This window comes from Desulfomarina profundi, from assembly GCF_019703855.1.
GTDB lineage: Bacteria > Desulfobacterota > Desulfobulbia > Desulfobulbales > Desulfocapsaceae > Desulfomarina > Desulfomarina profundi.
This window is the reverse complement of sequence record NZ_AP024086.1, coordinates 574,651-597,679: the sequence shown is the minus strand read 5'-3', so window position 1 is coordinate 597,679 and position 23,029 is coordinate 574,651. Positions and strand designations below refer to the sequence as shown.

The following is a 23,029-nucleotide window of genomic DNA, read 5'->3' as shown; positions in this document are numbered from 1 at the left end:
TATTTCGCTGGCTGAAATAATCATCAGTAAAACATTCCAATACAGATAGACATTTTTCTTATCCAGATAACATCGAGCGAGATTGGATGAAACAGCAATTCTTTAATACGGCCTTAAGTCGTTATTGATACTTGTTAAACGGGGTGTTAATCCGTATAGTAAAAAAAGAAATGGAAGGATTTAAAAAACTTCCAATAAATTCGTACCAGACTTATCCAACATAATCAGCTCAATACATATTCATATTTTATGAGATTTCTATTCCAGTATACTTTTGCTGTGTTGGCACTCATCTATTATGGAGGACAAGTCTGACCTTTCATGGCAACCCTGTCCCCCGTGACATTGGGGACCACCATAACCATCACGTTTCTTGGCCTTCTGGCCATCAGACCACTATTGTACAAACGATTTGTGTCTGATAAAACTTCGATGCTTCGCGCAAGAAGAGCCTTTTTCATCGAATTCTGCACATGTATCCTCGCTGGAATTCTTATTTTTTCCTACAACAGATTCGTCTACGGTTTTCCAATCTACAGCTTTACATCCTTGATTATCGGCTGCATAATTGTCGGTTTTTTTATAGGACTGGACGCATCACTTTTCCAGGAAAGAAAGGTAATCAGAGAAGCGATGAACAAAGATATTTCTTCCCCCATACCGCAATATTTTTTTTCAATGACCAAGAAGTTTACTTTTGTAGCAGTATCATCAACCTTTTTTATCTCACTGGTTATAATTCTACTTCTTGCCCGAGACGTGGTATGGCTGACAAAAGTTTCTCAGGATGAAGCCTCCATTCATCAAGCGCAACTCTCTGTCGCCTATGAAATTTTTTTCACGATGGCTGTACTGATGGTGTTGATGCTTAACCTTATCGTTTCCTACTCAAGAAACCTGAAGCTCTTGTTTAATAATCAAACCAGAGTGCTGGAGCAGGTCAGTGGTGGAAACCTCAGGCAGAAGGTTCCCGTGGCAACCTACGATGAATTCGGTATTATCGCTGGACATACCAATACCATGATTGATGGACTGCGCCATCGTTTTGAACTCGTCAGTGAAATGAAACTTGCCGAAGAGGTGCAACAAAACCTGCTCCCAGATAAGAGTCCGGACTTTCAGGGCCTTCAGCTGTCAGGCATTAGTATCTATTGTGATGCTACCGGAGGAGACTATTTCGACTATTTTAAACTCTCTGAAAACAAGTTTGGTATTGTAGTGGCAGATGCCTGTGGGCATGGAGTAGGGGCAGCACTCTTAATGATATCTGTTCGTGCTTTTCTTCATACGGCAGTAAAAACTTACAGCTCTCCAGCTGACCTGCTCACAGCTATAAATACATATATTTCCAGAGACTGTGCCAGGTCCGGTCGATTTACTTCCATGTTCTTTCTTGAAATAGACAGAAAAAATGCTTCGATTACCTGGGTACGGGCAGGACACGAACCGGCCCTTTATTACAAATCTGCGGATAAAAAATTTTATTATCTGAACGACCGGGGACTTGTTCTCGGAATTGACGATCAAATTCAATACAAAAACAGCTCTCAAGGTGGTTTGCAGGAAAACGACATTATCCTTATAGGAACCGATGGAATCAAAGAATCACGAAACCCGTCAGATGAAATGTTTGGTCAGGATCGTTTGGAAGAAATCATAATGAACAACGATCACAGATCTGCAGAAACAATCCGGGATAAGGTAATTGAAGAAGTCTCACATTTTCGGGACACCCTTCCCCAGGAAGATGACATCACCCTGGTTGTCATCAAAATAAAAAAAACTGGAATTGAGTCTTGATAACGAATTGAACATCTGCTATCATCCGGCGCCATAATAGCAAAGTTCATGGCGGTCACGGCCACCCGCCTCACCAAAACCGACACTCTGCAGTTGCGTATTATTTCAATATATTTCAGTGGCCATTTCCTCAGTTGAAAATAAAAGATATGGCTACTTTAGATCTTACAAGATATCCCAACGAACTCCTCTGGTTATTACTCCTCACAGCAAATTTTCTCGCAATACTGATTGCCTATAAAAGTTTCGGGAAAACAGGTCTTTATATCTGGATACCAATCTCAACAATTCTTGCAAATATCCAAGTTCTGAAAATGGTAGATCTTTTCTCTATCGGAGTGACACTTGGCAACATTACCTATGCTTCTTCCTTTCTTGCAACTGACATACTCTCAGAAAACTATCAAAAAAGAGATGCCGGGAAAGCTGTTCTCATTGGTTTTTTCTCTCTTTTTTCAACTGTCATCATCATGCATATTGCCCTGGCCTTCAAACCAAATGATGCTGACTTCATCCAGGACAGTTTTACCCGAATTTTCGGTTTGCTTCCCCGGATTGCCCTGGGCTCACTGATCGCTTACGGTGTGGCTCAGTTCCATGATGTCTGGGCATATGACTTCTGGAAAAAGCGTTTCCCTGCTGCCAAATTCATCTGGTTGAGAAACAACGCTTCAACCATGCTGAGCCAGCTGCTGGACACTCTTATTTTCACTACAATTGCTTTTTGGGGTATGGTCGAAACAAATGTCTTTCTTGAAATACTAACCACCACCTATCTGGTTAAGTGGCTTGTTGCCATTGCAGATACGCCATTTATCTACATTGCGAAAATCATGTTTGACAGAAATTGGATTAACAATGACAGTTGATTCGGAATTTATCAATAATCCCCTTTCCAGGTGAATCGATTTTTTCTCCATTTACCTGCATTTTGGGATTGAGGCAACATTTCTCCTGAAAATTGACACAATGTTCAAGAGAAATGCTTTAGGGTGCCATGAAAAATTAGAATTCTCGTTCGAGATCAGGTAAGCACAGACCCCGAAGAACAAGGGGCCAAAAAACAGCAGAATATCAGACACATGCGAACATTTTCCATTTTCCTGTGACGCAGAGATCGGGCAAAAAGGCAATTTTCAAGATAACCATTCAATCAACAGACTTATACATACCTCACTTTTTTTGTTTCTTGCACTTACCCTGAACAGTTCCTATCTCTTTTTGATTGCAACCAGCTATTCCTTCTTCCTCGGCTCTTTCTTCTGATGCATCATCTCTTTGACTCTGATCATTTTGAACCAGGCTCGACCTCCTCCACCCATTGCCGCAAGCTTTGTAAACCCCTTCATAGTCAAAAACCTACCGGCGATATTCTCCTGCTTACCTGCCACATCAGTAATGACCAGAAGTTTATCCTTTGGAAGCTCTTCATATTTATCCTCAAGATCATCCAAAGCGATATGAATGACACTGCCCTGACTTATTGAACCGATTTTATGCAATTCAGGACCACCTATATCAAGTATTACCAGACTATCCAATTTTTTATACACTTCTTCAGGATACATGACAGGAATATCTATTCTCGGATAATTCACAGTCCGAATTACCGGGAACCGTCTTCTTATCCAGTCGGGAATTCCTGCTTTATATTCCTTGACATTAGTATATCCTAGTTTTACTGCCTTCCTGGCAGCTTCCGGACTCTTAAGTCAGCCAGGTCCTTTACAGAAAAACACAATCAATGTGTCTTTATTTTTGGGCAGGAAAGGATTACCTTCGACTCTGCTTGAAGGTATATTAACAGACCTCCTAATTGTAAGGTCTTTGAATTCAATTGGGCTTAAAGCATTGGCCAGAACCATTGGAGGTCCATGGTAAAGCTCATACTTCAATGCCTCTGCCCCTATTGTTGGAATTTCTTCAAAAGCAAATACCATGCCGGGGGATTTCCCCAAACAGCAGAGAAGAGAAACAACCCATACGATTATCAGGTTACTTTTTTTCATTTTTTTCCTTTTTCATAGTAGTTCTTTTCAAATCACTCCCGTCACGAAATCCCTTCCTGTACATTTTAAGAAGAAGTGGATTAGAAATGCTTACTGTCGAATGACCGGCCCTGTCCCGTCGGTCTTTCAAACCTTCTTCAAATCCGATTTGATACGATTGTGCAATCTCGCCCTCACTGGTCTTCGCCCCTGAACGAACTGCAATAACACAGTTACGCAGCATCAGAAGACACACGACTATCAGTATTGCCGCTGTAGCATACGTCCCCAAGCGAGTATGCAGGGGAAGTTTTTCATTAAAAATCATAGGTTGTTTTTCAACTTAAAACATCAGCACAAACAGGCAGCGACCTTAGAGGAACGTCATTTTAAAAATTGTGTAAATTATGGTGAAAACCAGAATCATCCCTATTGTCAGCGCCGAAAAACCAAACACATATGAAAAAATAATCAACCACAACGGTGGCCTGTCAACAATAACATCGTCCAGCCTCCCTTCCTCGACCAGCATTTCATATTCCCTGGGGCGCTCATGTTTTAATTCATCCAGTGTGATTGTCCCGGTGAAGATCACCCTGTCCAGCGGCCACTTTTCGGGACGGATGTGTGTATTGAAAAAATGAATAGTAAAAATAAACCCGGTTGCCAGAAGAGCCTCATCACTATGAATGATGGTAGCAATATTCAACCATGATCCTGGAAAAAACTGCGTAACCCACTCGGGAAACCAGAGGCATATTCCGGTAAGACCAATGACAGCCACACCCCAGAATACAGCAAAATAATCAAATTTTTCCCAGTAGGTCCATCGCCCGTACCTGGGTCTGTCACCAGCTCCGACGAACCATTTCAATGTCTGTCCGATTTCCTTTACATCCTGAATGTTTGGAACCATACCTATGGTCTTATCGAGAATAAAACTGACCAGCGATCTGTCGGTTTTCCGCCAGTTTTGAAAAATCAAAATAAAATGCAGGAAAAAATAGCCAAATGTTAAAACAGCTCCGATCCTATGAAGGACTCCCAGAACTCTGAAACTTCCAAAAACTGCTGCAATAGTGCCGGCCCATGGTTCATCAGCAAATTTCAACGCCATACCGGTCAGGGCGAGAGTCAGGAAACTTATAATTACCGTTAAATGCAACAATCGCGCAAAAACATTAAATCTCTGAACGTATACTGTTTCAGTTTTGCTCATTTCAACTTCCCTTTTCTTTTATACATCCTACACAGATGCAAGGATCCTTTATTGGAGGTTTTATCCTGTTAAAACAGTCTGTCATTCATTCTACTCTTCTTCTTTCCTGCGAGCTTTTTTCATAAGCTCCAGGCGTTCTTTAAAAGAACGAGGGAACCAGAGTAAGGTATGCAGTCCGAACAGTGAAAAGGTACCCAGGAGCAGAATGGTCATGCCCCAGAATGCATAGTACATGTCAGGATTGCGTTCTTTATCACCATGAGTAGCATGGGTACGGTAACTCGTAAAATTTGCCGTTGCAGTTGGATGACATTTTCGACATGTCTTCACTGCATTCTCCGGGGATAACGTACCATCCGGATCTGTCGTGGCAAGGATACCATGACTGCCATGGCAATCGGAACACTGGGCGGCCCTTTCACCCCCTGCCAGCATTGAAGCTTTTCCATGATAACTTTCGCGATATGTCTCAACCTGCTCTTTATGACATTTTTCACACTCACTGGCCTGCTTTTTCCTGAAAGACGCCTCACCGCCCCTCTCGACACCGTGCGCTGAATGACAGTCACTGCAGATTGGAAAATTTGTAGGATCGGCACCAACGGGCGGTTTATGAACGGATTGATTGACTTTCATGGCCACACCATAGTGACATTTCTCACAGGTGTCGCTCACATGTTTCCAATTTACCGTAGCCTCCGGGTCGGATGCGGGCAAAACAAGATGACCGGTATGACAGCTGGCACAGGTCGCGGAAACAAGAAGACCACTTTTCTCCAATCCCTTGCCATGAATACTCATGGAATAAGTGGAAACGATATTTTTTTCCCCACCACTTATTCTCACAGCAGCCTTTTTCCCGTCCTGATGACAGGAACCACAGAGAGAGGGGATATTAATAGGATTTATAAGAGAATCTGGATTTGCCCGAGACATATTGGCATGTTTTCCATGACAGTCGGTACAATACGGGGCATTGGGATCAAGTTTGGCGAGCATTTGACCGTGGATACTCTTCTCGTAGTCTTTATTTTCGTCCGCATGACAGGAGGAACAATCCACACGACCTGAATCTTTGCAAACAGGTTCCCTTGCACTGTCCATATTCGAATGACATTTCACACACGCCAGTTTTTCTTTCTTGTGCAGTGTACCTTTAAACTCATCATACTCATCCAAATCAACGTAGAGGCTGCGTACTCCACCTTCCTCGTCGGCTGTCACAAGGTTTGGGTCACCATGACACTTCATACAGTACTCATCGGTTAAACTGTCCGAGTAGACCACCTGTCTCTGCGTGTGAGGTTGATGACATTCAACGCAGGATGGTATTTTATGAGGTTCTTTCTCCCAAAGTGCCTTCCTGATAACTTTTTGATGGGTAGTTTCAATATTGGCATGACATTTCATACATGTTTTCGCAACATTATGCCGATTTATTGATGAATTCGGGTTTGTGTGCGGCAATACATTATGGGACGTATGACAACTGGTGCACACTGCTGCAACTGTCAGTCCAGCTTTTATCAGCCCCTTGCCATGTATGGACATGGAATAATTCTGCAAAACATTTTGCTGATCGATGTCCGTATGAATCTTTGTCATCGGACTTCCTTCCTTATGACACTTTCCACAGGTAACAGGGATATTGAGGACGTAAACCTTTGACTCAGGATCACTCTGCGGCAGAATGTTATGGGTCCCATGACAGGAAGAACAGTAAGGAGCAAGCTCGTCACCCCTGGTCCTGGCCTTTCCATGCACACTTTTCTCATATACTTCCGACACATCCTCATGACATTCCGCACAGTTTACTCTGGCCAGCTCCTCGGGATGCTCATCATCCTCCGTATCAGCATCCTGATGACATGAAACGCATTCTTCATCTCCATGCACGGATTTGGCAAAAATCACCGCATCCACAAAGACCGAACTGTCATCGGCTTCCCTGGTGATATCTTCTTCTCCGTGACATTCCAGACAATCTTCATTACTCATGGACATCGCCTGCTGTCCCGTCATAACGAGGATAATCAGAAAAATGAAAAAAAATCCTGCCAATACTTTTCTGCTTCCATTGCCTTTTTTTTCCATGAATCGATCCTGTCCCTTCGGTAATTAGATTGTAGAATGCTCTGTGTAAAAACAAGTAGATGGTAAAAAAATGCGAAATAAGATCATTGATACTAAAAAATCAACCTCTAAGTGAGATTGATTATCCGATACAGCTTATTTAATAGTAGCATTAAATTACCCTAAAAAAAAATAAAATAAAACTAATTTTTCACAATAGTACTACAAATATTTATCGCAACCACAATATGATACCACAAATGTCCACCTCTTGAGGCAATACTAAACGACTCACTTCTCCTGGTCTTCTGCAGCTGGATTTTCAGATGAATGGTACCAGTTTTAAATTACAGTTTTTTATTTCACCTCAAAATCACCTTGACAGCATTCCTTATAACATGTAAAAAATATGCCACCTGACGGATAAAATATGACTCCGTAGTAGGGCACTATGTAGGGATTTGCACAGTTTTGATGTTTTTCTGATTAAGAATATCGTTAAACTGTTAAATACACTCCTGTTTCATTACAGACTACCAACAATAAACACTCCACATTAACCCTCAAAAGGAGAAAAAGAACTCCCGGAAAACGGAATAGTTCTTCTGTTGGTTATAATGACGGGTAAGAACAGAAATTGAGGTCCAAACCAAGCTGAACCAACTTTAAAGCGTTTTTCATATACACAATCCATTGGAGTACAAAAAATGACCATCTTTCCCTTGACGAGAATAGGTGTATTGGCCTTTTCATTTTTCTTACTTGTTTCTTCGCGCGGATTTGCTGCACAAGCATACGATGAAGACGCCTATGGTCCGGAAGACAGCATCACCTGGAATACCCCGGTACAGGCATCATTTTCTCACAAGGTTCATACCATGGAAGCAGGACTGGAATGTGCAGATTGCCATGATGATCTATTTCCCCAGGAAGCAAACACTACTGATCCGAAAGACTTCACCATGAAAGCCATGGCTGATGGTCTTTTCTGCGGTGCCTGCCATGATGGTGATTCTGCCTTTGCAACAGATACAAGTTGTGGATCCTGTCATACTATGTCGGCAGAGTCTGTTACCTGGAAGAAACCCACCGAAGTAAATTTCAATCACAAAGCCCATGTTGAGGAATTTGAACTGTCCTGCACCAGCTGCCATGACAAAGTTTTTCCAATGAAAAAAAATATCGCAGCGACACGGGCAGATTTTACCATGTCCGCATTTAAAAATGGAAAGTACTGTGGAACCTGCCATAATGGAGACGATGCCTTTGATTCTTCAACACAGTGTGAATCATGTCATGTGCCTCCAGAAAGAAAAATTGTCTTTTCACAACCTGTAAAATCCGTAGTCTTTGAACATAAAATCCATGTGGACAAGGCACAGCTGTCCTGTGAATCTTGTCACAAAGAAGTCTTTATCATGGGTAAAAAAACAGTTGAAGATGAAAAGCCCATCTCCTCTGAAAACCCGGCTGAAAAGAGAAAATATCTTGAAACGATTCACGCCAGATACTGTGGAACCTGCCATGACTCCTCCCAGGCTTTCGGATATCTTACGCGCTGTACCGTTTGCCACATCGGCGTCAAAGGTCTTGCGGCAATAAATGGTGAAACCGGCAAAAACGGCTCCCACGAAAACAAGAAACATGAAAAGTAACACGAGTGCATTTGTTCTTTTTTCGTGCATAAATACAATTTTCAAAACAGACACATATTATAACTCTACAGAAGAGGCTGAACAATGACAGGAAGGATGGTTGACATTTCCAAAAAATGGGGATTTGATGGCTTTGCAGCCCTGCAGAAAGCCAGTCCTGGCTATAAAATGATAATGGGGTTTTTCGCCCTCCTTGCCCTTGCGGGTCTCGCCGTTGGTTTGCATGGACTGTTCGTTGGATATCATCATGTCTACGGGGTCAGTCGTCAGATTGCCTGGGGTTTGCTTATTTCTGTCTATATTTTCTGTGTTGTTACATCAACGGGTCTTTGTATCATCTCTTCCATCGGTCACGTTTTTGGTGGTGAAGCATTTATGCCCATTGCCAAAAGGGCAGTTTTTCTTTCAATCACCTTTATGTTCGGGGGATTCTGCATCATCTTTTTTGATATTGAAAACCCCTTCAGGATGGCGATCTGGAATGTTTTTTCACCCAATATTGTTTCTAACATGTGGTGGATGGGCACACTTTATGGTCTCTATCTGGTATTTATGATGATAGAGTATTATTTTCTCCTGGATCAAAAACACACCCTGTCAAGGTTAACCGGTTTCCTGGGACTCGTAGTCGGTGTGGCCGCCCATAGTAACCTGGGCGCCGTCTTTGGAATGCTGCATGGCCGTCCTTTCTGGTATGGACCGTATCTGCCGATATATTTTATTTTTTCTGCAGCAATGTCAGGTGGTTGTGCTATTTTATTCTTTACGGTGATTGGCTGGAAGATCAATCCGGAGGTCATGAACCACCGGATGGAACGGGCCGTCAGAGCTGTAACTCAGGTAACCATTTTCCTTATATCTGTAATAATATTCTTTACCATATGGAAAATTATCACCGGTATGGTATCAGAAGGAAAAGAACTTGTTATCATGTCCTTTTTGAAAGGAAATTATTCTATCAACTTCTGGTTTTTTGAAGTTTTCCTGGGTATGCTGCTGCCCCTGGTCCTGCTCATTCGTTCAAAAGGAAAGAATTTCAACATAATACTGTGGGCAACGGGCCTCATGATGATTGGGATTTTCTTCATGAGATATGACATTGTTATTCCTGGCCAGATGGAATCAGTTTATCACTCACTCGGCGTAGTCGAAGAAGCAAATCTGCTCACTTATACCCCTTCATTTCATGAAATCATGGCCTCCCTTTTCGGTATAGGTTTTATCGGTCTGGTATACTTTGCCGGTGAAAAAATGCTCAATGGTCACCAGCTTGAAAAACATGAGATTGTCCCGGAAGGAGGTTATATCTGTCCTGGTTGTGGTGGTATCCATTTTAAAGAGGAAGGTGAAACGGAAGAAGAAGCCATGAAACGACATCACAGCTTTTTTTGATTTAGAAAATAACTCCCTCTAATGCAGTATCAAACCGATCAAATGGATCGACAGACACATTACAGGTTTTGCAGAACAATCAGTAAGTAAAAAGGATTCTGATTATGAATTTTCCAAAGATAGATTTACATAAACTTAAAAATGAGGGTACAGAAACAGTTACAGCCAAGGAAAGAAGAAACTTCCTAAAACTCGGTTTTACTGTTGCCGGTGTCTATGCCGGCGGGAAAATACTCTCTCTCACCTCCCTTGTTGCAACTGCCCATGCCTCAGGCTCAGAGGGGGCACGGAGTTTGTTGAAAAATATCCTTACAACCCGCATTACAGCATGGTCATCCGCCAGTCTCTCTGTATTGACTGTGAGAAATGTGTTGATGCCTGCAACAAGATCAACCATGTACCTGACTACGGTTACAGAACCAGGATACTCACAAAAAAATATACGGGAACCCTGGACAAACAGGTGGAATTTATTCCGGTACTCTGCAACCATTGTAATGCAGCACCTTGTGTAAGAGCATGCCCGACCAGAGCTACATATAAAGATCCGGTCACCGGTATCGTACGTATGGAAAGTAAGAAGTGTATAGGCTGCAAAACATGCATGCTCGCCTGCCCATACGATGCAAGATATTTCAGCGCCGAGCGTCGTGCCATTGACAAGTGTGATTTCTGTTGGGAGGAACGGCTGTCCAAAGGAAAAACCCAAACAGGATGCTCAGCGGCATGCCCTACAGGTGCACGAACTTTTGGCAACCTCACAGATCCGGACAACATAGTCTACAAACTCGTTCATCAACTTGAGGAAAAAGTCTGGGTTATCCGCCCTGCAGATGATACAAAACCAAACGTTTTTTATATGAAAGGGAACATGCGATCTGTTGACAATATACTTCAGGGTCAGAAATTTAAATATTTTGACCCAAATAAATCGTGATTTAAAGATATTATACATGTTTTTTATTTTTACATTCCCGGTCCAGACCACCTGAAAACCGTGTTTCAGTTGTTGAGGGTTCGACTTGAAAAGAACTACCGGATAAAAAACTTGATTTGTCTAAAAACTCCTGTTCCTCTCGAAGTTTTTAAGGCAATTACTCAAATACACTATGAAAGGATAGACTTTTCTCAGGAATTGTTTACAGTCTTGATTAGATGACAATCTGCTAACGGGGTATGTGTGAATCATTCTCCTGTAAATAGTCACCTAAAACGAGACCGACTACATTGTTACAGAGAATTTCTCACAAGAAAAAAATAAACGATCGATCTTCAAACTCTATTCAGGTGACGAAAAGATCAATCTTTTCCTGGGCCTTCAAGGGAAATTTCAAGCTGCAGCTGATTCTTTTCTTCGTCATCGTCCTCATTGTCTTTGCCCGCGTTCTGCCTCTTGAAATGCAGAAAAGGATCGTCAACGAGGCTATTGCTCTCCGGGATGTTTCAAGCCTTATTCTTTTTTGTTCCATATATCTTATCGCAGTAACCGTCACCAGTCTTCTTAAACTTGCGATCAATTACCTTCAGGCTCTTATCGGTGAACGGGCCATGCTTTCCATGCGCAAGGCACTGTATCATCATATTCTCACCATGCCCCTCTCCTTTTTTCGCAAGACCCAGCCCGGCATGGTTGTCTCTTCACTCATGACAGAACTGAGTTCTGCAGGAACTTTTGCCGGCCAGGCTTTCGCCGTACCCGTGACCAATATCCTTACCCTGATCGCCTTTGCGAGCTATCTTCTTTCCCTGCACATCAAACTGGCCTGTGCCACCATGCTTATTTATCCTATCGCTGTCTTTGTTGTTCCCCTTTTACAGAAACGGGCAAACAAGGCCAATAAGGAGCGGGTCGACATATCAAGAGCCACCGCCAACCAGATCGCCGAGTCCATCTCGGGAATCAGTGAAGTACAGGTTCACGGAGCCTATGAACAGGAAAACAGGAAATTTGATGTCCTTGTTGAAACACTGAAGAAAGTAAGAATCCGCTGGTCTCTTTTTCGTTTCGGCATAAAAACAACAAACAACTATTTTGTCAGCCTGGGTCCTTTTATCGTCTTTATTTACGGGGGATACCTGGTTATGCATGGAGAGCTTGAGCTGGGAGCCATGGTAGCCTTCCTCTCTGCCCAAGAGAAGCTGTATGATCCCTGGAAAGAACTGATAGAATTTTACCAGACATACCAGGATGCATCCGTCCGCTATAAGCGGACAATGGAATATTTCGATACGCCTCCAGAATTTTTGATTGAACACAAAACGGATTCCCCCGAAGAAACACCGAAAAACAACAGTGTAAAAATCCAGGATCTCGTTTTTGAGACACCTGAAGGACTTAAACTGCTTAAGGGGGTCAGTTTTTCCCTCAAAGGTGGTGAACATCTGGCAATTGTAGGTTTTTCAGGAAGCGGCAAGTCGGTCCTCGCCCAATGCATAGGAAAAATGTACAATTACTCATCGGGCAACATCCTCATCGGCGACTGCGAACTGCGCTCCCTTTCAAAATCTGTAATTATAGATAAAATCGGCTATATTTCTCAGAATCCCTTTATTTTTACAGGTTCCATCAAGGAAAACCTGCTCTATGCGCGTCTGGCCACTCTCTCCCTGGCAAATCCGTCTCCCGCCTCCGATCACGAACCCGACTTGGACAGAATGATCCTCGTTCTCCAGCAGGCAGGTCTTTTTGTAGACGTGATGCGCTTTGGCCTCGATAGCTATATTAATCAGAATGACAGAAAGATGATGGAGAAAATCGTTCATATCCGCACAATTTTCAGAGAAGACTTTGGTGAGAGACTGAACGATTTCATAGAGTTTTTCGACAGAGACTCCTATCATTTCAACTCAAGTATTCAGGAAAATATCATTTTCGGAACTGCAACTGATTCCAGATTTGCTTTCGACTTGCTTGCCAAAAACCCTCTTTTTCGTAAATTTCTGCTTGCCTCTGAACTGCTTACCCCCCTGCTCAACCTGGGAGAAGAGCTGGCGGAACAGGCTGTCGATATTCTTGGAGGTGTGGAAACACACGATATCTTTTTTGAAAACAGTCCTGTTCCTGCCAACAGGCTGGAAGAGTGTCGAATTATTCTTGGCCATCTGAAAACAGAAAAACCAGCAGACCTGAACGCCAAACAGCAGAATTTCCTGCTCTCCCTGGCATTGAACTTCACCCCTGCCATCCATACAATGACACGGCTTCGGGACGAACTGAAGGGCTGTATCCTCAAGGCAAGAAAAACTTTTTCCACCTGGTCGGATAAAGAGGTCCCCGGTCTCTTTATCTTTTACAAGCAAAATGACTATATCACAGGACAATCCATTCTCAACAACATCCTGTTCGGCAAAGTGAAGTCAGATCTCACCCATGCTCAGGAAAAGATAAACCAGGCAATCATCCATCTCCTGATTGCTGAAGAATGCCTGGAGGAAATTGCCTCCATAGGTATGAATTTCCAGGTAGGAACAATGGGAGACAGACTGTCGGGCGGACAGAAACAAAAACTCGCCATTGCCAGGGTTCTCATCAAACAGGCTCCTATTATTATAATGGATGAAGCCACCTCAGCCCTGGACAACAAATCCCAGACCAGAATCCAGCGACTCATTGAAACGAGGTGGAAGGGAAAACGTACCCTGATCGCCATAATCCATCGCCTCGATACTATAAAAACCTTTGATAAAATCGCTGTAATGAAGGCAGGGAAACTGGCAGAACTGGGAACCTACCAGGAACTCATTGATAAAAAAGGATTACTCCATGAACTCATCTACGGTAAACAGCGAAACAGTTCCTGAAATGCACCAGAACCTCGAGCTTTTAAAAGAGCTGCCGTTTTTTTCCGCATTTCCTCTTCAGGCTCTGAAAATTTTAGCTCTTCTGCCCACAAGAGGTGATTTTCTGCCGGAAGACCTGCTCTATGAAAAGGGAGACGACACAGATCGGGCCTACCTGGTTCTCGAAGGTTGTCTGGTATTGACCACAAATGGGGAAAACGGTACTACAGAAACCATCAGGAAATTCATAGCGGGAGACTTCATCGGCTCACTTTCTCTTTTCGGCCAGAACATTGCCCTCTTTAACCTGAAGGCCGAGAAGAAAACCAGGGTTCTCACCATTGATCGTGAACAGTTCCAGAAAATACTGGAACAGTTTCCCGAAGTACAACCACTCTCTCTCAAGGCGGTTTTAAAAGAAATCAACCGCTGGGAAAGAACCAATATATCTGAGGCGGCTCCCTGTTGTTTTTCCAGGCTGGGAGTAACAGCACTCTGAAAAGATCATGATCAAGGCACGGTGATGGACATCTTCTTTCAAATACGAAATGACTGCTCGGAACTCACAACGATCCATGCGGTTCTTGCAAAACTCAAAAAAAGATGGAATCTTACCCGCCGGATAATATCCGAAATGAATCTCATTCTGGATGAACTGGTGTCCAATATCATCGAGCACGGCAACTGTGACAGGGAGATTGAGATTACAATACGACTTATTAAAAAAGATAATAGTATAACAATAATACTGACGGATACAGGTCCGCCGTTTGACCCGACCATTACCCCCATTCCGGATATATCCCTCCCCCTCGAAGAACGAACATGCGGGGGACTCGGGATACACCTTGTCCGCAAATTCAGCAATAGCTGCAGCTACAAACGAACAGGCAAAAAAAATATTCTTACCCTGAAAAAACTTCTGCCGGAGGAGAACAGATAGGTGACTGTCTGTACAATTCTATGGAAACAGAAATAAGCCGCATGGATAACGCTACTATTTTCGACCTCAAAGGGAGGCTTGACTCACGAACTGCTCCACAGTTTGAAAAACAGGTACAGGATTTTCTTCATTCTCCAGACTGTCACCTAGTGCTCAATTTTAATGAACTTGACTATATCTCAAGCGCCGGACTGCGTATCATTCTCAACACAGCCAAAGCCTATAAATCATCACCTTACTGCTTTGTGACCTGCTGCATGCAGGATCATGTGCAGGAGGTATTTGAAATTTCGGGTTTTGATTCCTTTATCACCATCTATCAGAACCTGGACGATTCCCTGGAACAACTTCGAGCCAGCTCCTGATGTCCATGAAAACAACTATCGAACCACAAGAGCTGTTTTTCCGCCGGAGAACACCTCGCCGATTCGGGCAGCGGTAATGTCTTCAGCAACCAGGTCCTGCAGCAGCCGTTCTCCCTGTTCAGCCGGTAGGGACAGGAGCAGTCCCCCTGAGGTCTGCGGATCATAAAGTATTTCTTCTTCCGCCTTGCCAAGAGAACATTCCAGGGTGAAAGGGAATTTCCCCACCAGCGCCCTGTTGGCCCTGTTGCTTCCGGTTGTCTCTCCTTTTTTATACATATCCAGAGCTCCACCGTAAAATGGCAGGGCCCTATGCTCAACAGCAATCCCCACAGAACTGCCGTCAGCCATTTCCAGGGCATGACCAAGAATCCCAAAACCAGTAATATCAGTGCACGCATGAAGTTCATAACGCAATGCCGTTTCCATGGCTGTCTTATTCAGGGAAGCCAAAACCGGCAAGACCTCTTTTTCCAACTCACCATAGGGGAATTTTCCTGATCGCACCGCATTGAACAGTACACCGGAACCCAGGGGCTTGGTGAGAATCAGGATATCCCCCGGCATGGCCCCCGCATTGGTTATTATCCTGTCAGGATGCACGACTCCATTCACACAGAGACCATATTTCGGTTCGTTATCATCTACCGTATGTCCTCCGACCAGGCAGGCTCCAGCCTCCACAACCTTGTCAGCGCCTCCCATGAGAATCTCCCTTAAAATACCCATATCGAGATGACCGGAAGGAAACATCACCACATTCAGCGCCGTCAGTGGCCTGCCACCCATGGAATAGACATCCGAAATGGAATTGGCAGCTGAAATCTGCCCGAACCAGTATGGATCATCCACAGGTGGTGTGATGAAATCAACAGTGTTGATCATGGCAATTTCAGAGGATATTTTATAGACTGCAGCATCATCCGATGTCTCAAACCCCACCAGCAGATCCTTGTCAGTCGGCCCCTGCAGCCCTTTTAATGCGCCCGACAAGTCCGTCGGACCAATTTTAGCCGCTCAGCCACAGGTTCTGGCAAGGCCGGTCAGCGTTTTTTTTCTGAAAAACCGCATCTTTTTCTCCCGCATTTAAGAACTGCCTGTTCATATTCAATTTCATTCCTGCAAAAATACCCTCACAAAGTAGTATACCATTTACCCTGAACTCCGTCTTCCAAAAATTCAATTCATACATTACAGTAACGATACGACATTGCTTGTACGAAAATTTATATGGAGAAAAATATTTAAAGCCGGAAAAACCCGGGTCAGAGATACAGGACAAAGTGAAAAAAGAACATGCTTATACTAAAATGTGCGGCATGCAGAAAAAAACTGTGGCGATACGACAAGATCGGTCAGGGGGAAGTGCTGCGCTGCCATAAGGACCGAATAACAAAAGTTTTTGCTTTTGATACCCGCGGTAACAAGATAATCTGTACCTGTGGAAAGGATATAGGTATAGACAAGGGCAGTTTTTATAAAATGATTGCAAAAGCTTTTACCTATTCAGGGACAAAGCGGAACTGATTCATAATGAAGATATTGATATATGGTGCAGGGGCACTGGGCCAGGCCCTGGGCTGCATGCTGGCGGCTGACGGTCATCGGGTTGATCTGATCCTGAGAGAGCGATTTATTGAATCGATTCAACAACATGGACTGCGAGTAACCGGCATCTTCGGCAGTCGGGTTGCGCCGGCGGAAAATATCGGTCTTTTTTCCCACGCTTCGGACTCCACAGAGACCTATGACGCCACATTTATTACCACCAAAAGCTATGATACAGAATTCGCCATTCAGGAACTGCACCTGCTGACGCGACGGGCGGGAGATATTGTCTCCATGCAGAACGGCTGTGGAAATGTGGAAAAGGTGGAAGAGGTTTTCGGCTCCGGACGCAGTTTGGGATCTAGAGTCATTACCGGTTTTGAAATTGTAGAGCCGGGCCTGATTAATATCACAGTCTCCGCAGATGCAATCCATATTGGCAACAGCAGCAAAGGAGAGCCTTCCCCAATGGCCGTACAGCTTGCTAAAGCCATTGATCAGGCAGGCCATCCTTGCAGTGCTGTCGAGGACATCCACCAATCTCTTTTTGCAAAACTCCTTTACAACTGCGCACTGAATCCCCTGGGTGCCGTTCTCGGAGTTCATTATGGTGCCCTGGCCGAGGACGAGGGCACAAAAGATATAATTAACAGAATAATCGAAGAAACCTTTGCTGTAATCTCCGGTCTGGGCGGTACCACTCCCTGGGAAAATGCGACTGAATATAAAGTTGAACTGTATGGCAGGCTGCTCCCGGCCACCTTCAACCACCGCCCTTCAATGCTCCAGGATCTGGAAAACGGTAAGCAGACGGAAATTGACGCCCTGACCGGATTTGTCAGTGACCAGGGAAAAAAGATGACTATACCGACGCCCACCTGTGACATGCTGACATCACTGGTCAGGTTCAGAGAACAACAGAAGCTCCGGGAACTTCAAATATGACACCGACTGAGCGAATGAGAAATGGCGGCAAAAGCGTAAAAACTTATGGTCAGAGTACCAATTCGGGCGCTTTCCCGTTCCAGGCAAAGGGCCTGTCCAACTTCAGGGGAACATCCAGTCCGGCATCAAACCTCCCCTTTGTATGATTTCTCGAACGGATCCACACCACATCAGACCCGTCTTCGAAGATAAAAAACCGGGACTGACTGTCCATGAAGGCATCTTCCCGGATGGCACTGACATTGACAAAACAGGTGCCTCCCAGCTCCCGCTCAATACTGATTGTTCCCCACATCCCCTGGGGCAGATGTGAATGACCGGAGGCCCATATGGCCACCTTTTCCTCCCGCAGAACTTTTTCAAATCGCCGTGAATCCGCGATGCGCCTGCTCGGCACAAAGGAAGCGAATAAACCGCTGTGGAGGAGCTGGGCATGGGTTACAGTGATGATTATATCCTGCTGATTGTTCCGCACTGCCTTCCGCCACCATTGAAAAGCCGAATCGGAAATATCTGTTCTTGAGGCTGTGGATTCATCAGAGAGCAGAAGAAAAAGGATATTACCTACCCGGACACCATAATGACCGGGTTTTTTAATATATTGATGAAATACAGGGCCACTTCGAACATCATGGTTTCCGGCAATTTCATACCAGTTGTGTATTGAGGAACGTTTCCTTGTGGAAAGAAACCACTCGAACGATTCCGCCTGACTTCTCGCCTGGAGCAGATCCCCTGCAATCACTGCAAGGTTGACCTCCGTCACACCCCTGTCTGTATCGTTAATTGCCCGTTCAAAGACATGCCTGCCCGGAATTGTTACGGGTTGGATATCAGAAAGCATCCAGACAGTCAGAGTCCGTCCCCTCTCCCTGTCCGGCCGGTAATTGTCATATGTCGGACCTGTGAACAGTCCGCAACTGGAAAGAAGCAGAGGAAAAATAAACAGCAGCCTCCGTAAATAAACCATTCTTACAACCCTGATGAATTCAGGCTACCGTTACCTTCTGAAAAACCGATTGTTATCACCATCATCCACAATTTCGGTATCGTGGTTGTAATAATAGAAGCGGTTGTCATCCCCACTCACCTCTATTTTTTTCACACTTCCCTCAAGTCTTATGGTGTTGGCGTCACCGTTGACATGCATTTTCAATATCCTGCCGGAGGCTGAAATCCGGTTATTATCGCCACTTATTTCAACGTCCTGATGGTCGGCAGCAATATTAATGGCCCCACCGTCACTATCCAGGACAATCCTATTGTCGTTGTTACTGCCCACACCACGAATTGACACTCCCGGCGCCTCAACATTCCCATGTCGGTCAATTTCCACACCGGGCGCACTGACAGAACCGTCAGCACCGATCTCCACACCAGGCGCGGAGACACTTCCATCATCCCTGATTTCAACACCGGGCACACGCACCACAGTATTTGCGGCAAAACCGGAAACAGGCAGAGACAACAGGATCAGCCCCACAACGACATACGCTGTTTTTTTCATAGTTTCCTCAACTTGATGTTTTTTGTCCGGCCTCTTCAAATGCCATACGGATATAAAGCTCCCGAAGATGTTCCGCCATTCTCCCCGGTTTTCCGTCTCCAATTGTCCGGCCGTCAATTTGGGTAATCGGTAAAACAAGTGTAGTCGCACTGCTCAAAAAGGCTTCATCCGCCTCAAGTGCTTCTTTAACTGTAAACAATCGCTCCTCAATTGCAATTTTTTCTTTACGGGCAAGACGAAGGAGACTTTTCCGTCTGATCCCCGGGAGAATAGAACGGGAAAGCGGCCTGGTCACAATAGTCTGTCCCTTCACAATATAGGCGGTGGATGAAGTCCCTTCCGTTACAAAACCATCCTCGACCATCCATCCCTCAAAAGCACCTTTTCTGACCGCTTCCTCCTTTGCCAGGCACTGACCGAGCAGGGCTATCGATTTCACATCTCTTCTCTTCCAGCGAATATCCGGAACCGTCACCACGGAGACTCCACTTTTCGCCAGAGGATTGTCCACCAGTTTCTTTTTCAGGGCGAAGGCCATACAGGAAGGAGAACAGTCCCCGGGAAAGCCGAAGTCCCGTGGTGCAACACCCCGAGTCACCTGGGTATACACCCCTCCCTCCACCAGGTTATTACGGCGGATAAGCTCCTCCAGCATGGCAAGATACCGCTCCCTGGAACAGGGCCAGTCAATACCGACCACACTGAGGCTGTAATCCAGCCGCTCCAGAAAATTATCCCTGTCAATCAGGCAGGAATGAATCACAGGAACAACTTCATACACCCCATCTCCGAACAGATATCCTCGGTCGAAAATGGACACCTTCGCCTGATCTGCCTGCATGAACTCATTATTTAAAAAAACTACACCTTCCATGGGATTCTCCAGTTTATTTACCCTTTGATCACAGCCAGAGGTCGCAACTTGACGACAATTTCAACCAGATCCTTCTGATTCGCCATAACTTTTGAAATATCCTTGTAGGAACCGGGAGCTTCATCCAGATCTTTTCGGGAACGGATTGCATGGATAATACCCAGCTTGTCCAACTTCCTTTTTTCACTGGCCAGATCCAGTTTCCGCCGGGCTTCCTTCCTTCCCATTTTCCGTCCGGCACCGTGGGAACAGGACATGAAACTTTCCGATTCTCCCTTGCCCCTCACCACATAACTTGCGCTCCCCTGGCTGCCGGGAATAATACCTGTCTGTCCAGCAAAAGCCCGGGTGGCTCCTTTTCTGTGCACCATGACTTTTTGGCCGAAATGGGTTTCCATTGCAGCAAAATTATGGGACACATTGATCATCTCGGAATATTCTACAGGACCTGCCACCTCAGAAATAGAGGCTTTCACATGATCCATCATCAACCTTCGATTGGCAAGAGCAAAATCAACACAACACTGCATTTCCAGCATGTAGTTCCGCCCTGCATCGCTCTCCAGAGGTAAAGCGGCAAGCTGCCATTGTTTCGGCACTGAAAAAGGCATTTTCCCGCGCAGGGAGACAGCAAGTTCGTTATACCGTTTAGCCACCTTGAAACCAATATTCCTGCTCCCCGAATGAATCATCAGCCAGATAAAACCATCGTCACCCTGCTGTATTTCGATAAAATGATTTCCACCCCCAGAGTACCTATCTGCTTCAAAGATGAATTATATTCCCTTTCAATAACCGACCAACCCGACAGTTCATTTTTCCGTTCTCCTGTAAGCCAGTCCTTCTGCCGTGACGACCTGTGGCTGAACCCGAGCGGTATCTTACCCCGGATACCACCTTTCATCGTTTTGGATCCACCGAGAATCATTTGGAGACTCTTTTTATCCAGCCCGGTCAGGGATGTCCTTACCGCACACATACCACAGCCGATATCCACACCTACCGCATTTGGAACTACAACCCCACGGGTTGCCATCACAGCACCAATGGGCATACCATATCCCTGGTGTGCGTCAGGCATTATCGCAATATGACGAAAAACAAACGGCAGATTTGCTAGATTCCTTGCCTGCGAAAGAGCACCAGGTTCAATATTCTGAAGCCAGAGTTTTATGGGCTTCTGTTCTGTCCGAATAACCTGTATCATATGTCTACTATTTATCACCTTTATCAAAAAGGACAAGGCCAATGAAAATTACGGATATAAAAATCGGATCCATTTCCGTCCCCCTGAAAACTCCTTTTAAAACCGCATTGCGCACTGTGAACAGTGTCAATGATATCATTGTGAAAATCATAACGGACACCGGCCATATCGGTTACGGTGAAGCAGCCCCGACAGGTGTTATCACAGGTGACACTGCGGGAGCGATTATCGGTGCCATTGAAGATCATATCAGACCTGCCATCACTGGTCTTGACATTGAAAATCTCGAAAAAATCATGTTGAACCTGCATGGATCAATCGTCAAAAACTCCAGTGCCAAAGCTGCAGTTGATATTGCCGTCTACGACCTGTTCGGTCAGCTTCACGGGGCTCCTGTATATAAACTCCTTGGCGGCCATGGAAAAGAAATCACAACTGATATCACAATCAGTGTAAACGGGCCCGAGGAGATGGCTGAAGACAGTCGAAATGCTGTAAATTCCGGATATACAACACTGAAAATCAAAGTCGGCAAGGATGTAAAGAAGGACTTGGCAAGAATGAAAACCATCCGCAAAGCGGTGGGTCCCCATGTTCGTCTGCGAATTGATGCCAACCAGGGGTGGACTCCCAAGGAGGCTGTACTGACTTTGAGAAAAATGGAGGATGCAGGTATCGAAATCGAATTTGTGGAACAGCCTGTACAGGCCCATGATATCGACGGATTAAAACATGTAACCGACAATGTCTCCATTCCGACCCTGGCCGACGAGAGCCTTTTCAGTCCCATGGATGCCATCAGGATACTGGAACGAAGGGCTGCCGATCTCATAAATATCAAGCTTATGAAATCAGGAGGTATCCACAATGCCCTGAAAATCACATCAATTGCTGAAGTTTATGGTGTTGAATGCATGATAGGCTGTATGCTTGAAGCTAAGGTCAGTGTTACGGCCGCTGCCCACCTCGGTGCGGCAAAAAGCATCATAACCAGAATTGACCTGGATGGTCCTGTTCTCTGCAGTGAGGACCCGGTCATCGGTGGTGCGGTCTTTAACGAATCTAAAATAGTACTGGGTGACGAACCAGGGTTCGGTATTCATGATATCACTGGTATCGTTTACAGGAGATAATTATGAATATGACGATATACCGATCAGTGATTTCTTCTGTTCTCCTGCAGTTCCTTGCTTTTTTTCAACTACACCCGGCTGATGCGAATGCGGCAACTGATTATTTTATTTTTCCCCGAACCAATGCAGAGAGCATTTACTGCAGTGAATTACAAATAAAAAACAGCCGGATCCACTGCAGTACCAACGGTATCCTCATGGAATTTGACCAAAAGGACATCAACATGGTTGAGGTGATCCATAACGGTCGATCTCTTAAAATTTCGCACTTTGACAAAAACACAATGGATCGGATCAAGGCTCTTGTCTCCACTGCTCCAGACCCTTCCAGCAAAAATAACACTACGAATTTGATCACAACCCTGCACGTGCCATCATTTACCGAGTGGGCTGCTGTTTTCAAGAAAACGCTTTCCCTGGAAACAAGCATCGGCAAAACAACAACAGCTCTTCTCCTGCTGGGCATGGCTGTTTTTGCAACAGGCTCACTGATGTATGCAGTGGCAGCCTTTCGCACAAGCATGCTCTGGGGGCTGGGCTGCATCTTCATTCCACTTGTTTCAGTGATCTTTCTTTTTGCCCACTGGAAGGCCGCCAGAAAAC

General features: G+C 44.8%; 21 protein-coding genes and 1 pseudogene. 12 read left to right on the top strand and 10 right to left on the bottom strand.

Annotated elements, in window-relative coordinates:
* The first annotated feature begins 321 nt into the window (after positions 1 to 321).
* A complete protein-coding gene (locus LO777_RS02725) occupies positions 322 to 1,800 on the top strand; it encodes a SpoIIE family protein phosphatase (RefSeq protein WP_228856035.1) in 1,479 nt (492 codons plus the stop codon).
* A gap of 149 nt (positions 1,801 to 1,949) precedes the next feature.
* Positions 1,950 to 2,669, top strand: a complete 720-nt coding sequence (locus tag LO777_RS02720; protein ID WP_228856034.1) for a queuosine precursor transporter — start codon at positions 1,950 to 1,952, stop codon at positions 2,667 to 2,669.
* A gap of 366 nt (positions 2,670 to 3,035) precedes the next feature.
* Here LO777_RS02720 and LO777_RS02715 read toward each other — a convergent pair whose 3' ends face one another.
* The 5 genes from LO777_RS02715 to LO777_RS02695 form a co-directional block, all read right to left on the bottom strand.
* A complete protein-coding gene (locus LO777_RS02715) occupies positions 3,036 to 3,398 on the bottom strand; it encodes a rhodanese-like domain-containing protein (RefSeq protein ID WP_228856033.1) in 363 nt (120 codons plus the stop codon).
* 114 nt (positions 3,399 to 3,512) lie between these two features.
* A complete protein-coding gene (locus LO777_RS02710; RefSeq protein WP_228856032.1) occupies positions 3,513 to 3,809 on the bottom strand; it encodes a rhodanese-like domain-containing protein in 297 nt (98 codons plus the stop codon).
* Positions 3,796 to 4,116, bottom strand: coding sequence for a hypothetical protein (locus LO777_RS02705; RefSeq protein WP_228856031.1), 321 nt, complete (start codon positions 4,114 to 4,116; stop codon positions 3,796 to 3,798). The genes LO777_RS02710 and LO777_RS02705 overlap by 14 nt, the downstream gene beginning before the upstream one ends.
* Positions 4,117 to 4,161: 45 nt before the next feature.
* The gene (locus LO777_RS02700) at positions 4,162 to 5,007 is read right to left on the bottom strand and encodes a formate dehydrogenase subunit gamma (RefSeq protein WP_228856030.1); all 846 of its coding nucleotides are present in this window, start codon (positions 5,005 to 5,007) and stop codon (positions 4,162 to 4,164) included.
* A gap of 90 nt (positions 5,008 to 5,097) precedes the next feature.
* A complete protein-coding gene (locus LO777_RS02695) occupies positions 5,098 to 7,101 on the bottom strand; it encodes a cytochrome c3 family protein (protein ID WP_228856029.1) in 2,004 nt (667 codons plus the stop codon).
* 686 nt (positions 7,102 to 7,787) lie between these two features.
* Here LO777_RS02695 and LO777_RS02690 point away from each other — a divergent pair.
* The 7 genes from LO777_RS02690 (at position 7,788) to LO777_RS02660 (ending at position 15,215) form a co-directional block, all read left to right on the top strand.
* The gene (locus tag LO777_RS02690) at positions 7,788 to 8,735 is read left to right on the top strand and encodes a c(7)-type cytochrome triheme domain-containing protein (RefSeq protein WP_228856028.1); all 948 of its coding nucleotides are present in this window, start codon (positions 7,788 to 7,790) and stop codon (positions 8,733 to 8,735) included.
* 84 nt (positions 8,736 to 8,819) lie between these two features.
* On the top strand, positions 8,820 to 10,127 hold the full coding sequence (gene nrfD, locus LO777_RS02685; protein ID WP_228856027.1) for an NrfD/PsrC family molybdoenzyme membrane anchor subunit: 1,308 nt from the start codon (positions 8,820 to 8,822) through the stop codon (positions 10,125 to 10,127).
* Between the two features lie 328 nt (positions 10,128 to 10,455).
* Complete coding sequence (locus tag LO777_RS02680; protein WP_228856026.1) at positions 10,456 to 11,064, top strand: 4Fe-4S dicluster domain-containing protein; 609 nt, start codon at positions 10,456 to 10,458, stop codon at positions 11,062 to 11,064.
* Positions 11,065 to 11,414: 350 nt separating this feature from the next.
* Positions 11,415 to 13,928 carry an ABC transporter ATP-binding protein/permease gene (locus LO777_RS02675; protein ID WP_228856025.1) on the top strand — a complete coding sequence of 838 codons (2,514 nt, stop codon included), beginning with the start codon at positions 11,415 to 11,417 and terminating at the stop codon, positions 13,926 to 13,928.
* Positions 13,891 to 14,406 (top strand): Crp/Fnr family transcriptional regulator, encoded by a 516-nt coding sequence (locus LO777_RS02670; protein WP_228856024.1) that lies wholly within the window; start codon positions 13,891 to 13,893, stop codon positions 14,404 to 14,406. The genes LO777_RS02675 and LO777_RS02670 overlap by 38 nt, the downstream gene beginning before the upstream one ends.
* Before the next feature lie 24 nt (positions 14,407 to 14,430).
* The gene (locus tag LO777_RS02665; protein WP_228856023.1) at positions 14,431 to 14,850 is read left to right on the top strand and encodes an ATP-binding protein; all 420 of its coding nucleotides are present in this window, start codon (positions 14,431 to 14,433) and stop codon (positions 14,848 to 14,850) included.
* A 20-nt stretch (positions 14,851 to 14,870) separates the two neighbouring features.
* Positions 14,871 to 15,215, top strand: a complete 345-nt coding sequence (locus tag LO777_RS02660) for an STAS domain-containing protein (protein WP_228856022.1) — start codon at positions 14,871 to 14,873, stop codon at positions 15,213 to 15,215.
* Between the two features lie 15 nt (positions 15,216 to 15,230).
* Here the strand turns inward: LO777_RS02660 and selD are convergent, their stop codons facing one another.
* Positions 15,231 to 16,283: a selenide, water dikinase SelD gene (gene selD, locus LO777_RS02655; RefSeq protein ID WP_268907498.1), complete on the bottom strand. Its 1,053-nt coding sequence runs from the start codon at positions 16,281 to 16,283 to the stop codon at positions 15,231 to 15,233.
* A gap of 225 nt (positions 16,284 to 16,508) precedes the next feature.
* On the opposite strand from selD, the gene LO777_RS02650 reads away from it, so the two are divergent.
* Positions 16,509 to 16,739 carry a hypothetical protein gene (locus LO777_RS02650; protein WP_228856020.1) on the top strand — a complete coding sequence of 77 codons (231 nt, stop codon included), beginning with the start codon at positions 16,509 to 16,511 and terminating at the stop codon, positions 16,737 to 16,739.
* A gap of 6 nt (positions 16,740 to 16,745) precedes the next feature.
* The gene (locus LO777_RS02645; RefSeq protein ID WP_228856019.1) at positions 16,746 to 17,705 is read left to right on the top strand and encodes a ketopantoate reductase family protein; all 960 of its coding nucleotides are present in this window, start codon (positions 16,746 to 16,748) and stop codon (positions 17,703 to 17,705) included.
* 49 nt (positions 17,706 to 17,754) lie between these two features.
* Here the strand turns inward: LO777_RS02645 and LO777_RS02640 are convergent, their stop codons facing one another.
* From LO777_RS02640 to LO777_RS20895, 4 genes and pseudogenes are all read right to left on the bottom strand, one after another.
* The gene (locus tag LO777_RS02640; RefSeq protein ID WP_228856018.1) at positions 17,755 to 18,675 is read right to left on the bottom strand and encodes a metallophosphoesterase family protein; all 921 of its coding nucleotides are present in this window, start codon (positions 18,673 to 18,675) and stop codon (positions 17,755 to 17,757) included.
* 30 nt (positions 18,676 to 18,705) lie between these two features.
* Positions 18,706 to 19,212 (bottom strand): DUF3060 domain-containing protein, encoded by a 507-nt coding sequence (locus LO777_RS02635; protein WP_228856017.1) that lies wholly within the window; start codon positions 19,210 to 19,212, stop codon positions 18,706 to 18,708.
* A 7-nt stretch (positions 19,213 to 19,219) separates the two neighbouring features.
* Entirely contained in the window at positions 19,220 to 20,086 is an 867-nt protein-coding gene (locus LO777_RS02630; protein WP_228856016.1) for a D-amino-acid transaminase, read from the bottom strand.
* 17 nt (positions 20,087 to 20,103) lie between these two features.
* Positions 20,104 to 21,293 (bottom strand): annotated as a pseudogene (locus tag LO777_RS20895) (RtcB family protein).
* A 41-nt stretch (positions 21,294 to 21,334) separates the two neighbouring features.
* On the opposite strand from LO777_RS20895, the gene LO777_RS02615 reads away from it, so the two are divergent.
* A complete protein-coding gene (locus tag LO777_RS02615) occupies positions 21,335 to 22,426 on the top strand; it encodes a dipeptide epimerase (protein WP_228856013.1) in 1,092 nt (363 codons plus the stop codon).
* The last annotated feature ends 603 nt before the right edge of the window (positions 22,427 to 23,029 follow it).